We start from the raw sequence: 17553 nt of genomic DNA, 5'->3' as shown, positions 1-17553 counted from the left end.
AGAAAGCCGTTCTGCCGTCGAACGGTCGAAGAGTTGAGAGGCAAAAGACATACGACCTTCCAGGCCTGCCTTCGTCTCGGCGAGGACAACGGCCATATCAACCTGCGCCGTTTCGATATCACCTGATCGGTATCCGACCGCCGTGACATCCTCCAGCTGAAGAGAGGCACCCCAGTCAGGCAGGTTTTGAAGGGTAAACATCACTTGGACGATCGGCGAATTGCTCATGGATCGGGTTGGAGAGACGGCATCCACGACCGCTTCAAATGGAACCGCATCATGACTGACAGCGTCGAGAATGGCAGCACGATTAACCGTCAACTGATCCAGAAAACGGCGCTCAAGGGCCATCTGGCTGCGCAATGGAACGGTATTGACGAAATATCCGCAGAGATTCTCAAGCTCTTGTGCCGGTCGCCCGCCTACAGCTGTCCCGATCACGATATCGTTGCCCGCCCCGACACGCGCTAGCAGGACCGCAAGCGTCGTTTCAATGACCATGAACAGGGTTGCACCATTTCCAAGCGCTATCTCTTGCAACTTGTCCAGATAGGGTCGTTCCAGACAAATCGGCACCACGCGTCCCGAATAGTCGAACACCTCAGGACGAGGACGATCCAGCGGAAGATCCATGACATTCGGTATGCCCGCCAATTCCTGCTTCCACCACTCCTTTTCGAGCTGCATTTTACTGCTGGAAAGCGTTTTTCGCTGCCACGCGGCATAGTCTGCGTACTGGATCGGCAATTTCGGCAAGTCCGCAGGCACTCCTGTAAGAGCCTCACGATAAAGCGCCCCAAGCTCTTTCAGAGCCACACCAATCGACCACCCATCGAAAATAATATGATGCCCACCGATGATGAGAATGTGAGCCACCTCCGATAGGCGGATCAAATGCGCACGAAACAATGGTCCATTCTTAAAATCGAAGCGTTTCTGGGCCAACGATCGGACACGTGCTTTTAGATCCTCCGGAGAGAAATCCGTTCCGTCTTCGACGACAAGCCCAAAGGTGTCTGCACTATGCTGGCGAACCACTTGATACGGCGTCCCGTCCTCACTTGACGCAAAAACCGTCCGCAGACCCTCTTGCCGGGCAACCAGCTTCGCAAGAGCCTTGTCCAAGGCGCCAGGGTCGAGAGGCCCGTCCAAACGGAACGCACCTTCCACATGGTAGGCTCCACCAGCTCGGTCATCCAACTGATCCAGAAACCAGAGCCGTTCCTGTTGATAGGAGGGAGGCAGCGGCTTATCGCGCCCGACGGCGATAAGCGGCACCTCACCATCGCTGCTGGCAGCCGCGTCAATGCGCACAGAAAGATCGGCAACCGTCGGACTTTCGAGGATTTCCCGCACCAAAAGGCTCTTGTTCAAACTTGCCTTTATTCTCGCAACCAGCCGAATGGCGCTCAGCGAATTACCGCCCAGTTCGAAGAAGTTGTCCAACCGCCCGACGCGCTCTACGCGCAAAAGTTCGGCGAACGCATCGGACACCACCTTCTCAATCCCGTTCTGCGGCGCTTGATACGCCGTCTGAACGATTGCTCCTTCCGCAGCCGGGAGAGCTTTGCTGTCGGTCTTTCCGGAAGGCGTCAACGGCATGTGGGAAATCGTGATAAATCGCGACGGCACCATATGCACCGGCAGTGTTTCCTTGAGCCGGGCTTTCAATGCACCGAGATCGAAGAAGTCCTCCGACCGCAAAATCTCGACTTCCCGGTCGCTCTTGATCGAACGGGGGCTACTCCCGTACCCGCCTGTCACTGTTACACTCGACGAACTGTTAGGCACCAAATAGGCAACCAGTTCGCTGTCTACCGTTGTGTCTCCGGCCCCCTTGCGGGCCAGTACAACCGCTTGCTCCACAGTGTCATCTGCAGCCAAGACTGCCTCGATCTCACCCAGCTCAACACGCATGCCTCGAATTTTGACCTGCGTGTCAATTCGGCCGAGGTACTCGATGCTCCCGTCCGGTAACCAGCGAACCAGATCACCGGTTCGATACACCCGCGCACCTGGAACATTCGAGAATGGATCGGCGACAAATTTCTCAGCAGTCAATCCAGGCCGGCCCGTATAGCCGCGGGTGACCTGTTCTCCGCCAATCACAAGCTCGCCAAACACTCCCACAGGCACCGGATTGAAATGCCTATCCACAATATAGGCAGTCGTGTTTTCAATCGGGGACCCGATCGGAACAGTTCGTTTATACAAACCCTTCCGGAGCGGCTGCATTACTGAATTGACGACAGCTTCGGTCGGCCCGTAGGCATTGAGCAACTTCTTGACCTTGCCGCCAAGCTCATCCGCCAACCCAGGATCGACAACTTCAGACCCGATAAACAGCGTGAGCTCGGGGGAGTCTGGAATACCTTCGGCAAACATCAAACGTGCAACAGACGGTGTTAGCTCCATGAATGTCGGGCGAACCTTCTTGAACAGGCCTTGCACATAGTCGTCGGACCCAAGACGATTACGGTCTGCCAACACCAATTTGGCCCCGTGCACAAGTGGCAAGCAGAAATCCTGTAGGGAAACGTCGAATACGCTCGACGTAACCGATAGAACGACATCCGCAGCGCTCAGCGGTGCGAGTGACGAAATCGCAAACAAAAAATTCCGGAATTCCTTGTGATCGATCAGAACGCCTTTTGGCTTACCGGTCGATCCGGAAGTGTAAATAGTGTAAGCAAGATTGTCTGGGAAAAGCGGATGGAGCCGCTCGTCTGCTTTAATCGGATACGGAGATACCGCAGTCAAACGCTCTTCGGTATCCTTTCCGTATATGATCGTTGTTCTATCGTCATTCTCGGTCAGCAAAGCCTTACGCTCTGCGGCCCGCGTATTGGCAAGGACAACAGGAACGGAAGCGTCATCTAGCAAGAATGCTATTCTCTCTTCAGGATAATCCGGGTCGATGGGCATATATGCCCCGCCGGCCTTGAAAACAGCGAGCATACTGACGATCAACTCAATTGATCGATCTAAACACACCCCAACGATCGTTTCAGGACCAACACCCCGGTCGATCAGCACTCTGGCGAGGCGGTTCGATTGTGCGTCAAGTTCCTCGTATGACACCTGTTTTTTGCCTTCGGCAACTGCAATTCCTTTGGGCCACTTGGCGACGGATTCTGAAAAGAGGTCAACGAATGTCTTTTCCCGTGGGTGTTGTTGTGCAGTCGCATTAAAACCCCGGACAACCTGAGAATAATCTGCATCACCCAGAAGCGGTATATCGTGCAGAAGTATCGAAGGCGCGTTTCCAACATAATCAAGAACTTGCTTAAAAGCTCTCACAAGGCGCTGAATAGTCTGTTGTTCGAACAGGGCCTTGGAAAACACAACAGTACCGCTGATTTCACTGCCGTTGTCTTCCAGATCCATCATGAGTTCAAAAACAGAATGCTGCCCCCCATCAATCGGGAATGGCTCAACACTTAGCATGTCAGGGAGTGTATGAGAGCGCGTCTCATGTTCAGGAGAGCAAAGATTAAAAGCAACCTGCAGGAGTGGCTCATGGCGCATTGATCTGGGAGGATCAACCGCCTCAAGCACAGCGGCATATGGAACAACGCCGTGGGTATAAGCGTCCAGCACATCGGCGCGATTGGATGCCAGCTGATCTTGAAAACTGCGTCCCAAATCGACCGTACTTCGAATGGCGATCAAATTCTCAAATGGCCCGCACACCGCACAAGTATCATTCGATCCCCGGCCAGAAACATGCGTACCCATAACGACATCCGGCCCTGCCCCCAGCCGAGCCAGAAGCAGCGAAAATGCTGTTTGAAGAATAACAAACATGGACGTGTCCGTCTCATGCGCGATTCCCCTTAACCGGGTTGTAGTTTGCTTCGGCAACTTCAAGCCAACAAAACTGCTGACATACTCCGCGTTTTCCGGACGAGGGCGATCAAATGGAAGGGAGATAGCGGCCGGGACACCTGCCAGTTGCCACTTCCACCACTTTAAAGCGCCGGTCAGATCGGCTCCCAAACCGGCTCGTGATTGTGCCTTTATAAATTCAGAATAAAGCTCGTGGCCCTCAGCTGTCTTTATCTCGATCTTGCGGAGAAGAGAAACGTAGCGCGCAAACAGATCCTGCATCAGCAGCGCCAATGAAGCATTGTCAAGCACCGCAGAATGGGCACAAAATACCAGAACACCGTCGTTCTTACCTGATGCCAAATGCCAGCCGCGAAACAGTGGCCCCGTTTCAAGGTCGAACGGCTGGTCCAAGAGGGACCGTACCCGGTCCTTTACCTCGGAATTGGTATTTCCGGCCAAATCCTCGGTTTTCAAGGATATTCGCGTTTCGGATACTGGCCCTACAGACTGATAGGGGCCTGTTTCCTCATCACTTTTGAAAACCACGCGCAAGGCGTCGTGTTTTTCGACCAGCTGATCGAACGCCGACCGGAGAACATCAACGTCAATCTCTCCATTAACCCGCCAAACCTTCGCAACATGAAAACCGGCTTCTGTCGTTTGGTCCAGCCGGTTAAGAAACCACAGACGTTCCTGATTGAGTGTGAGCGGGAGTCGCTCTGCAACATGAACTTGTTTGTTTGAGGCGGCGTCCTTCTTAAAACGGGAGAACGGATTTTTCGTGCCCTGACCATGCATCTTGTTCATGCCACTGCCCTCAGTACGCGTTTGGCAGCGCCCAAACCAAACACTTCATCAAATTCATCTGCCAAGTCTTCATTGGCCCGCAACATTTCAATCGCGTCCGCATCCGGCGGACTGGAGCTGAGCGATTCCAGTCTTTCAGCTAGTTTGCAGACCGTCGGATTTTCAAAGACGTCACGCACCACAATCGGCTTTTCTGTGTCTGCCACCAGCCGGGCAATCAGCCGCACCGCACTTAACGAATGGCCGCCAAGTTCAAAGAAACTGTCTTCCCTACCAAGACGGTCAACCTGCAACAGCTCAGCTATAACCTTGGCTACAAGCTCTTCGGTTGGCGTGGCTGGCGGTTGATACTCCGCCCGCGCCATGGCACCGTCGACTTCAGGAAGCACCTTCCGGTTGACTTTTCCTGACGGCGTAAGCGGGAGACGTGCCAGCCCGACGAAATTGCCCGGAACCATGTGCTCGGGAAGCGTTTCAAGAAGAGCATCTCGAACTTGACGGATTTGAGACGAGGTCAGTGTTCCAGAGTTCGGATTGTTGGCCATTGTCCATTCGCCGGCTTGATGCGCCCGAAAGCCACTATATCCAGCAAGCGACCGCGGCTCCGTCGCGAAGACCAAATCAAAGCAACCGGGTTTGGAACATGATTGAACCAAAAGTGCACGGTTAAACTTGCTTGCCAAAGCTTCGCATGCGTCCAAGGTAACTCCATCGGTCTGGCCTGGAGCGGAGCGTTCCCGTCGTACTGCAGCCCCCGGATCAAGCCTGCGCCAATTCGCAAGTGCTTCCGCGAGCCTTGTGTCTTCAACCTCCTTAACACCAATATTTTTGCCGGAAGCATCCGAAAGAGCTGCTTCTTTGGCAAAATAGTCTTCGATAGACCTGAGGCTCTTGCCCTCCAGCCACAAAATGTCGTCGTCAAGATGACGCTTGGACGTCCGGTCTTTCAGAAGCACCACATCGTATCGAAACAAACCCATTTCGGTCGGATGTTTATCGATCCGAGGTGAAACGGCGGCATGGTCCAAATCACCATGGGCCTCCGCAAAGCGCTGAAACCAGGCAGGGTCCAGTGTCAACTCGTTTTCCCGGGCCATCGAGACCAGCAGCTGGCCCTGCAAAGACGCCGGATCGGTTGATGCCTGGCTTCGGCTAACCGCTACATGAGCGTGAAAACACTCCAACAATCTAAAGTCGCGCACATCGCCAACATATATCGCCCCACCTTTTGCCAATCGTGGTAGGGCCGCATTCAGGACATCGTGAAGGTATCCTGCACTCGGAAAGTACTGAATTACCGAGTTCAGAATGATCAAGTCGAAGGGGCCGTCGGGCATCTTATCGGATTCATCGGCCCTCGCTTCGATCAATTCGACATGTGCCAGATCTTCTCGGCTGCTTATCGTGGAACGGCATGTCGAAAGAGCCGCGCAGCTAAAATCAGCTCCAACATAACGTTCCGCTGACGGTGCAAGTCCGGACATGAGCAGGCCCGTCCCGCAACCTATCTCCAGAACACGCTGGTGAGGCAAGAACTTTAGCCGGTCCAACGTATTGGACCTCCACTCCTTCATCGCTTCAAGGGAATAAGCCTCGCCCGTGAAGCTGCTGTTCCAACCAATGAAATTCAGACCCGTTTCCTCATCGGACACACTCTCATCATAGGTGGTCTCATACAGGTCCTTCCAGGATTGCACTTGTGCATCAGCGTTGTCCTGCATCGGCTCTGGCAGGGACCCCGGGTCGGTGACCACGTAGGCGACCAGTGTTTCCTTGCCTCCACCGTCTTTTGCGGAGCGGGCCGATACAACGGCTTGAGCAATCCCGTCTTGAGCCGACAACGCAGCTTCAATTTCACCAAGCTCGACGCGCATGCCACGTATTTTCACCTGGCTGTCAATCCGCCCCATGAACTCAAGCAATCCATCCGCACGCCATTTGGCCAGGTCCCCGGTTCGATAGAGACGCGCGCCGGCCGTTCGGGAAAATGGGTCCGCGACGAAGCGCTGCGCTGTTAGCCCGGAACGGCCAAGATACCCCCGGCATAGTCCCTCACCGCCGACATACATTTCACCCGGCACCCCTATAGGGGCCAATTGCATATGTTGATCCAGCACATAAACACGCTGATCAGGGATCGGAACACCGATCACACTCGCACCGGCGGTTGCCAATCCCTCCTTGACCGGCTGATACGTCACATGCACGGTTGTCTCCGTTATCCCGTACATGTTCACGAGTTCTGGGCGGCTGTCCCCGAAACGGTCAAACCAAGGCTGAAGGGTCCTGGGTTCCAGTGCCTCTCCGCCAAAAATCACGAGCCTGAGCGCAGGCATGCCCATACCGCGATCTAGCGCCACTTGGGACATGTTGCCAAAGGCGGTCGGAGTTTGGTTCAAGACCGAAACGTTGTTGTCCTGAACCAGTTCCGCAAATGCTTCCGGCGACCTTGCTACATGGCGCGGAACGACTACAAGGCGTCCACCTGTACTGAGACAGCCCCAAATTTCCCAAACAGAAAAGTCGAACGCATATGAATGGAAGAAGGTCCAGACGTCTTCCCGCCCGAAGCCGTACCAATCCTGCGTAGCCCGCAAGAGCCGGACCACATTATGATGCGCGATCGGACTGCCTTTGGGCGTTCCGGTAGAGCCGGAGGTGTAAATGATATAGGCGAGCGAGTCAGGGCCGACCGGCAGTGTCCTTTCATCATCGCCAATCGGAAGCTCGCTTTGTTCAGAGACCGCCTGCAGTGTATCGGCTCGATCCAGGGCAACAAGCTCGACCGCATCGCTGTGGGCAATATGTACCAAACCTGGATTAGAAATGCCGTATGTCACCAACAACTTGGCACCGGCATCCTTGATCATCAGCGCCAGCCGGTCTTCGGGATAGTCGGGATCCAGAGGCAGATACGCACCACCAGCCTTCAAGATTGCAAGTAGCGTCACTATCAGTTCACAGGATCGTTCTGCACAGACACCGACTACTGTCTCTGGCCCGACATTTTTGCCAATCAGGTAACGGGCCAGCCGGTTCGTCTCGGCCTCAAGCTGGGCATAGGTCAAATAGCGGTCCGGACCAGTTACTGCAATTGCTGTTGGTTGCACCTGACACTGCCGCGCGACAAGATCCGAGATCGTTGCATCCCGCGGATAGAATACATCTACGTTGTTGAACCCTTCAGTCAGAACATCTCGTTCATGTTGTCCGGTTAGAGGTATATCAATGAGGACTGTTTCTGGAACGTCGGCAACTACCTCTAGTATCCGGACGTACATACTGGCCAAGCGCGTTACGGTTTCTGCATCGAAAACCTGGGAAGAATAGGCAAGCAAGCCCGACAAGCCTCGTGATGTTTCCATCAAATCGAGGGACAGTTCGAATTTTGCAGTTTCAGCCTTGACGGCTTGCAAAAGCGGTTCAGCCTGGACACCTTCCAGATTGAAGCTTTTCCCTGCATCTGGAAGATTTTGCAGAACACATGTCGCTTGCACCAGGGGCGGACACCCCAAGGTCCGGTCGGTCACAACCTTGTCGACAACCAACTCGAATGGAGTGTTGGGGTGTGCAAAGGCATCCAAAATCGCCCCGCGTGCCACATTGAGCTGTTCAGAGAAGGTCCTTTGAAGGTCTAACCGGTTTCGAATGGCGACTGTGTTCACAAAGAAGCCGCAAAGCCCCTCGAGTTCTTGCCGCGGACGGCCAGCAACGGCCGTTCCAATCGCAAAATCCTCGCCTGCACCCAAACGTGAAAGCATTGTAGCAAATGCCGTTTCAAGAATCATGAAGAGCGTTGCCCCGTTCTGCACTCCAAGCTTCTTGAGTTTATTGAGTGTCCTGTTCGGCACACTCAGCCGGACCATGTCCCCCTTGAAGTCCATGACTTCCGGGCGCGGCCTGTCGAATGGCAACTCGATTGCTGTCGGCAGCCCGGAAAGCTCATCCTTCCACCAGGCAATTTCCCGATCGAGTTGCGCACCGGAAAACGTGTTGCGCTGCCAACTTGCGTAATCTGCATACTGGATGGGAAGTTCAGGAAGGTTGGAGGGCGCTCCACTCTTCGCTTCATGGTAAAGTGCGCCAAGCTCTTTAAACAGCAACCAGTGAGACCAACCGTCAAGAATGATGTGGTGTCCACCCGTAATCAGCACATGTTCTTCGTCTGAAAGACGGAGAATACTGGACCGGAACAATGGGCCGGTTTCGAGATTGAACGGCCTTGCCAGCAACGAAGCTATGCGTTCTTCCAATTGGCTTTCAGTTTGTCCCGAACAATCCTCCAGTTCGGCCGTAAAGCCACTTTCACCCACCGGCCGTATGATTTGACATGGAGTTCCCTGACCATGATCCACAAAGACAGTTCGAAGTTCCTCATGGCGGTCAACAAGCGCGAAAAGCGCAGCCCTCAGAGCATTGACATCCAACGGTCCCTTGAGCCGAAAAGCCCCTTCAGTATGATAAGCTGCTCCTGCCCTGCTATCCAGCCGATCAAGAAACCACAATCGCTCCTGCTGATAGGACAGTGGAAGAGGTTGGGAGCGATTGACGCACACAATTGGTGTGTCGTCAGCCACGGTTTGTGCGGCATCAATCCTAACGCTCAATCCTGCTACTGTCGGAGCTTCGAAGACGTGCCGGACGACGACTGCCTTTCCGGTTAGGGTTTGCAAACGAGCCACCAACCGCAAAGCACTGAGCGAGTGGCCACCGAGCTCGAAAAAGCTGTCATGCCGGCCAACCGGGCTGCATCCCAGCAGTTCCGCAAATACTTCGGCAACCACCATTTCGGTGTTTGTGATTGGCTGCTCATAGGGTTGATGCGCCAAAGAAACCTGAACATTTGGAAGTCCCTTCCGGTCGATCTTCCCCGAGGCTGTCATAGGCAGGCGTGACAAGGCGACGAAGCCAGTCGGCACCATGTGTTCCGGCAACTCCTGCCTTAGCCTTTGTCTCAGCGCAGCGTGATCAAAACACTCCTCGACCGGCAGCACAACAACGCTTGATCGATCTTCGCTCGACAGGTTCTGGACACCTTTTTCAAGCGCTTGCGCAATTTGTTCATCAGAAACCAACTCGGGAACCAAGAATGCCGTCAATTGGGGACTATCTACATCACTGTCGGGTTCTACGATCGCACGGGCGATCCCGTCGATACTGGCAAGTGCGCCCTCGATTTCCTCAAGTTCGACGCGCATTCCCCGGATCTTGACCTGATTATCTATGCGCCCGAGGAATTCGAGACTTCCGTCAGCCTTCCAGCGTGCAAGGTCACCGGACCGATAAATCCGCATGCCCGGAGCATCACAAAATGGATCAGCAATGAACTTCTCTGCGGTAAGTCCAGGTTTCCCTGCATAGCCTCTGGAAACCTGCCCGCCGCCGATGAACAGCTCTCCCGGCACCCCAGTTGGTGCCGGTTCGAGATAGGGATCAAGGACATATACCCGGGTGCCGATGATCGGGGATCCGATCGGTATTCCCTGATCGCTGTCAATGTCATTAAACAGGACAGAAGTGACGTTACAGGTCCCCTCTGTTGGCCCATATCCAAGACGCAGTTCCGCATTTTTCATCAGGGACTGAGCTCGTTCGCTCAAGTGCGCCGAGAGCGGTGCACCTCCGCAATAAACGAACTCAATCCGCGACAACCATGCATCATCCGCGACATCAAGAATAGCCTCCAGAAGCAAGGGAGTGCCGACGAATGCAGTCGCCTTCACAGCGGCAAGCTGGCTGAAATCACAACGTAATACATTCTCCGGGAAGCAATGCAGCGAACCTCCGCGCGCAAGCGGCAACAGGAGCTCCCGAATACCCATGTCAAAGCCGATGGTGGTGGACATGAGCATTGCAGGGGCATCAATGTATTGTGTCGCGGAGCATAGCCAGGAGATATACCGGGAGATGTTGGAGACGCTGACCATCACCCCCTTGGGCTTGCCTGTGGATCCGGAAGTGTAAATAATGTAGGCAATCCGGTCTTCAGATGTTTTTGCCGGCTGATCACAGGCCTCCAGAGGGGTGTCCTCATACTCTGAAAGCAGACCCTGCGTTTGCGGCTCATCCAATACCAAAGTGTCAACGTCGGCCTGAACGAACAGGCTACCATTCGAAGCCTGAACCTCACGATTGGTCACGATAATCTGGGCGCCGGCGTCGTTGAGCATGAAACTCAAACGTTCGATAGGATAATCTGGATCGAGTGGAAGATAAGCGCCCCCAGCCTTGAGGGTAGCCAGCATCGCAATAATCAGGGATGATGATCTTGCCAGACACACGGCCACTGGCCGCTCAGGACAAACACCAAGCTTGATAAAGTGCCGCGCCAAGCGGTTTGACTTGGTGTCTAGATCGCGGAAGGTCAGTTGCAACTTGCCATCATGCACAGCCATTCGATCCGGGGTAGACCGGACCTGTTCCGCAAAACGATCGAGAAACGCCACTTCTTTCAGCGGTTCTATTTCATCGGAATTGAAATCGGACAGGAGTCTTTTGCGTTCTGTTTCTTGAAGAACCGAAGTGATACCAACCTTGACGCCGGGTTCCTTGGCGATCTGTTCCAGGAAACGTGTAAACATCCCGGCAATTCGCTCGGCTGTTGCCAGTTCAAAAACTTGCAAGGAGTAGATCAAGCGTCCGATTAACCCATTTGGCGTTTCTTCGAGATCAAGCCCAAGCTCAGTCCGGGCCGTCCCGCGATGCGGGAGCTCGAAATGAGTCACGTCAGTACCGCCAAAACTCAGCCCCTGCCCGCTGTCAGGCGTGTTTTGAAGAAGAAGCATCACCTGCATTAATGGTGGATGGCTAAGAGACCGCACGGGCGAAACCGCATCGACAACAGTCTCGAAGGGCAGATATCCGTGGGAAAGGGCATTGAGCGTCTCGGACCGTGTTGCCCTGAGTTGATCCAGAAAACTGTTTTCAAGGTCGACGCGGTTGCGCAGAGCTACGGTGTTCACGAAATAGCCAGCAAGCCCCTCCACTTCATGGCGAGGGCGCCCTGCCACCGCAGTTCCGATGACAATATCGTTTCCTGCACCAAGGCGTGCCAAGACGCATGCAAAAGCAGCTTCAAGAACCATGAACAAGGTTGCATCGTTGCTTTGAGCAAGCCGTTTAAGTGACCTGGTCAGATCCTTGGAGACATGCAGCCGAACGGCACCGCCGCTGAAGTCCATGGTTTCCGGCCTGGGCCGGTCGAATGGCAATGAAATCGCATCAGGGATGCCTTCCAGGTGTGCCTTCCACCACGCATTTTCACTGCGCAGTCTGGTGTCGGAAAGCTCAGACCTTTGCCAAATCGCATAATCGGGATACTGAACCGGCAGGCTGGAGAGGTTAGCCGGCTTTCCACCCCGCGCTTCGGCATAGAGCGCCGCCAGCTCCTTGACAATAATGCCGATTGACCAACCGTCCAGAACCGAGTGGTGACCGCCAATCAACAAGATGTGCCTGTCGGCTGACTGCCGGATCACATGGGCCCGGAACAGCGGCCCCTGCTCAAGATCAAATTTGCGACCCAGCAGTTTAGAAACATGGGCTTTCAGTTGCGTGTCCCTAAAAGAAGAACCGTCTTCAACAACGAGGCCCCAACGTTCGACAGGTGGAGGCAGGATTACCTGAAAAGGCATGCCCGCTTCATCAACCGCAAAGACGGTGCGCAACGCCTCGTGGCGTGCGACCAGTCTGGCCAAGGCAAAATCCAGAGCTGTCGGATCGAAATCGCCGTCGAGTTGGAATGCGCCCTCAATGTGGTAGGCAAAGCCGGCGCGGTTGTCGATCCGATCGAGGAACCACATCCGCTCCTGCTGATAGGAAAGCGGAATGAATTGCGACCGGTCAACCGGCACCAGTGGAACCGTCTTGATCTCTGCTTTGCGACTGTCAATGAGCGCGGCCAATTCGGCGACCGTTGGACTTTCAAAAATATCCCGGGCACCGACCGCCTTTCCAGTCGCTGCCACCATACGTGTTGCAAACCGCACAGCACTGAGGGAGTTTCCGCCAAGAACAAAGAATTCATCGTGCCGGCCAATTTCTTCCGTCCCGAGAAGTTCTGCGAAAGCCGAAGCGACCAACCTCTCGGTATCGCTTTCGGGTGGCTCGAATTTCGCCCTGGCCACATCGCCTTCCACTTGAGGAAGCGCGTTTCTGTCGACCTTTCCGGATGGGGTCATCGGCAAATGCGAGATCCCGATGAAACGGACCGGCACCATATGATCCGGGAGCTCGCGCGCCAATTCCGTTCTGAGCCCCCCGATATCCAACAGGCCCTCCAGGGAAAGTACGCCAACCCCTGCGAAGTCAGTATCCGCTGCCGTTTGCCCGGCCGAAACAAGAGTAGCGCGACCTGTCACCTCAGCAGTCCCAGGCAATACGACATAGGCGACCAATATCGCGCCCGTATCTGTATTGGTCCCGGATTTGCGCAGAGCAACAACAGCGTGAGAAATACCCGGTTGCCGCATCAGCGCAGCTTCGATTTCACCGAGTTCGACCCGCATTCCGCGGATTTTGGTTTGTGTATCAATACGCCCGAGGTATTCAAGTGTTCCATCAGGACGCCAGCGGGCCAAATCACCGGTCCGGTACAATCGGCTTCCCTGATTTCCTGAAAAGGGGTCGGCGACAAAACGTTCAGCGGTCAGATCCGATCTCTTGAGATAGCCACGGCATAACCCGGCACCACCGACAAACATCTCTCCTGGCACACCGACTGGCACCGGCTCCAGATGCGCATCAAGAACATAAACGCATAAATCCTGAATCGGCATGCCGATCCCGCTGGCACCGGATTTCAATGACTCCCGCGTCAGTTGAGCCCAGGTCACATGCACGGTTGTTTCGGTAATTCCGTACATATTCACTAGTTTTGGCTGAGCGTCCCCGAACCTGTCAAACCAGGGTTTAAGCTTGCGCGGCTCTAGAGCTTCACCGCCAAAAATCACCAGCCGGAGATCGGGGAACAAAAACTCATTCTCTAGAGCAACCCGTGTTAGTCCATCAAAGGCCGTGGGTGTCTGGTTCAGGACTGTTACACCGGCCTGTTGAAGAAGTGAGGCAAAAGCCTCTGGTGTACGGGCGACAGTTCGTGGAACGATGACGGCTTTACCGCCAGTGCACAACGCTCCCCACATTTCCCAGACGGAGAAATCAAAAGCACAGGAATGGAAACAAGACCAAACGTCGTCTTGCCCAAACTGGAAACGCTCCTCCGTCGCTTTCAAAAGCCTAACCACATTGTGATGAGGTAACAGGCTCCCTTTCGGTCGGCCGGTCGATCCCGAAGTATAGATCAGATAGGCGAGTGACTGAGGATTTAACGGCGCCAAGCGCTCATTATCATTCAGTGTCTGAGGCGTATGTTCGGCAATAGCAACAGCTACCGCAGGATCGCTCAATATGATCGATTTGCGCATGGGGTTTGCGCTTAATACAGGAAGTGCCGTTTCCTGCTTCCTGTTCATGATCACCCATTTTGCACCGGCATCTTCGAGCATAAGGTCGAGCCGATCCTGCGGATAATCAGGATCGAGCGGAAGATAAGCACCTCCAGCCTTCATAATCGCCAATAGTGCAATGACAAGCTCAGGTGATCGGTCAAGACACACACCGACCGGGGCCTCAAAACCTATTCCCAATCCTATGAGATACCGGGCAAGGCGGTTCGAAGCGTCATCAAGATCTCGATAAGTTATCTGTCGTTCACGGTCGATAATCGCCGTCGAACTTGGGTTGAGGTTGACCTGTTTTTGAAACAAATCGACAATTGTGAGGTCTTCTGGAAATTCGACCACGCCCGAATTAAAGCCGCTTGTGACTTGGGCCTTGTCTCTGTCACTCATGATTGGCAGGTCAACGACACATGTTTCGGGTCTACCGGCAACGTGATCCAGTAACCGTTTCAACATCATTGCTATTTTTTCAGCTGTTTGGCGCTCAAATAGCTGTTTCCTAAAGTACAGTCTCCCTGAAAGATTATGTTTGTCTTCATAAAACTTAAAAACAAGATCATGAGTTGACCGCCAGATATCTATACCCTTCAACGGCTCCAGTTGCGCGTTGCCAAGCATCAGTTTCTTGCCACTGTCATCCGCTTTACGTACATCCAGAAGCACTTGGGCCAAAGGGACGTGGTTCAACGTAAGCACTGGAACAATGGTCTCAAACGGAACAATTTCGTGTGCGAAAGCATTTTGGACTACCCGCCGGGTAGATTGAACCTGTTGCAGGAAGGTCTGTTCAATATTGATACGATTGCGAATTACGACAGTATTCGAGAAATTTCCACAAACCCCGGCAAGTTCCTTCCGCATCCTGCTGCTCGCAGAAGTTCCGATGGCGATGTCGTTGCCCGCGCCAATCCGCGACAGGAGCGATGCAAGTGCGGTCTCAAGGACCATAAACAAGGTTGCGCCGTGTTTATCAGCAAGTGCCCTCAGCGCTGTCGCTGTTTCTGTATTCACCGAAAACGGGACAACATCGCAGGAAGGGTCCGCAATCTGCCCACGCGATCTGTCGAATGGCAAAGAGATGACTTCGGGCAATCCCACCAGCTCATCACGCCACCAAGACTTATTGGCTTCAAATTCATCCCCCACCAGAGACTTCCGTTGCCAGGAGGCGTAGTCGGCATATTGCAGCGATAGGCTGTCGCGCCCCGCATCATCAGAATTGATTAGTGCAGACAGCTCAAGCAAGAGCTTACCCAGTGACCGTTCTCCCAGAACAATCTGGTGACTGGCTATGACCAGAATACTCAGCGCTTCAGAAGACTGAAGTAGCGAGACCCGGAACAACGGGCCGTTCGCGAGATCCACCGGCTCTTGCAGAAGGTCTTCCACCCGTCGCCCAAGTGCGGCTTCACTCAATTGGCCTACGTCTTCTACTCTAAAGGCAACGCCTACCGCTTCCGTCGACCTGATGATCTGACAGAGATCCCCCTGGTCATTTTCGTAGAAGACCGTTCGCAATACTTCATGACGATCAACAAGGCTCAGGAATGCCTTGCGCAAAATAGCGGTATTCAATGAACCATTTACCCGGTAGGCCGAGCCAATCAGGTGTGCCTCTTGCGCCCTTTTGTCCTGACGCTCCAGGCGCCACAGCCGTTCTTGCTGGAAGGAGAGCGGAACCGGTAAAGTCCGGTCGACTGGATCAATCTTGGCTCTCGTCAGACCACTGCCTCTTGCCTCCAGGCGCTCTGCTAAAGCTTCGACGGTCGGGCATTCAAAAACATCCTTCAGCGCAACCTGTTTCCCGGTAGCGCTTTCAAGCCGCGAAGCCAATTGCACTGCAATGAGTGAATTCCCCCCCAGTTCGAAGAAGCTGTCCTTGCTGCCGACTTGTCCGGCACCCAAAAGGTCGGAGATTGTCGCGGCAACGCGGATTTCCGCTTCTCCGGAAGGCGCTTGATATTCTGCACGCGCAAGAGCTCCGGAAATCGTCGGCAATGCTTTGCGGTTTACTTTCCCCGAAGCTGTTAGAGGTATCCTAGAGATGCCGATATAGCTGATCGGAACCATGTGCTCCGGCAGATACTCGGAGAGAGCCTGCCGGATTTGGCGGATTTGGTTCGGTTTCAGGTTACCGCCATTCGGCACATTGCTTCGGGTATCGTTGTTGAGCCAAATATGAGCCGGGAACTGTATTTCAGAGAGTTTTGAGCCCGGCTCGCCGAAAACAACATTCAAATAGCCAGCTTTATCTGAAAGAAGAATATACAACTCAAGATCGTATCTCTTAGCCAGTTCCAAAAGACTATCCAGTGTCACTGAATATTCTCTTCGCTCGGCTGTCAGCCGATTAGTTTTTTCCGCAACTGGCGAAACCTTGCGCCAATTTTCCAATGACGGATTCAGCCTTGTGTCCGGAAACCCGGAAATGACAGTAAATGGCGTGCGTGTTGTCTTCAGTATCTCGGCGATTTGTGATAACGGCGCGACGCTTTTCAGATCACACGGGGCCCAGCTGCAAGCAAATGCGGGTACTTTTTCCAGATCTTCTTTTGAGAGAATGACGTCGTATCGATAAAGTGCCATCTCGGACATGTGCCTGTCCAGACGCGGAGCCATGATCAAGTGTTCAATTACAGATTCTTTTTTTACAAAATCAGCAAACCAGGCCGGGTTGACGGTGAGTTCTTCTTCACGGGCAACGGATGCCAAAACCTGGCCTTCAAGTGTTTCCGGTTTTACACCATGCTGGCGCTGCATGGCGACATCGCTATGAAAGCATTCAAGAAGCCTTGAATCACGAACGTCGCCGACAAAAATGGAACCTCCATCGGCCAAACGACCGGAAAGTGCTGATAGAACCTTTGCGAGATAAGCCGCATTGGGGAAATACTGAATGACAGAATTCAAAACAATGAGATCAAATGGCCCTTCGGGAATTCTCGTGTAATCATCTGCCCGGGCTTCTATCAATTCGACATGATTGAGAGGCTGGCGCTCGGACATCAACTGCTTGCAAGCATCAAGCGCGCTGGGGCTGATATCTGTTGCAACATATCGGCTGGTACCGATTGCAAGATCCGCAAGGATCAGTCCCGTTCCGCAACCGACTTCAAGCACCCGGTCATGAGGTAGATCGACCAGCCGATTGACTGTGTTTGCCCGCCACTCGGTCATGACTTCAAGCGGATAGGCCTCACCTGTAAAACTGCTGTTCCAGCTGGCGTAATCCAAACCGCTCTCAGGGTCGCGCAGTTCCTTTTCATATGCCGTTTCGTAAAGATCCTGCCAGCTTTCGACGTGACTTAAATCTCCCTCACCCGAAAATTCCTCCTGGTCAGGGTCTGTCACGATATAGCCGACGAGCTGTGTCTCACCAGCGTTGGCACTATCCCCCTTACGGGCAGACACAACAGCCTTGGCAATACCGTCTTGCCGGGCGAGTGCCTCCTCAATC

2 protein-coding genes are annotated in these 17553 nt (G+C 53.8%); both read right to left on the bottom strand.

Going from position 1 to position 17553, the window contains the following annotated elements; translation table 11 throughout:
- The coding region (locus E1297_RS10540) for a non-ribosomal peptide synthetase (protein ID WP_155137749.1) at positions 1 to 4638 on the bottom strand (4638 nt) is incomplete at its 3' end.
- Positions 4635 to 17507: a non-ribosomal peptide synthetase gene (locus E1297_RS10535; protein ID WP_209015743.1), complete on the bottom strand. Its 12873-nt coding sequence runs from the start codon at positions 17505 to 17507 to the stop codon at positions 4635 to 4637. The genes E1297_RS10535 and E1297_RS10540, both read right to left, overlap by 4 nt.
- Positions 17508 to 17553 lie beyond the last annotated feature (46 nt).

The sequence above is a fragment of the Roseibium sp. RKSG952 genome (assembly GCF_009711355.1).
The sequence above is the reverse complement of the archived record's forward strand: the minus strand, read 5'-3'. Positions and strand labels throughout refer to the sequence as shown.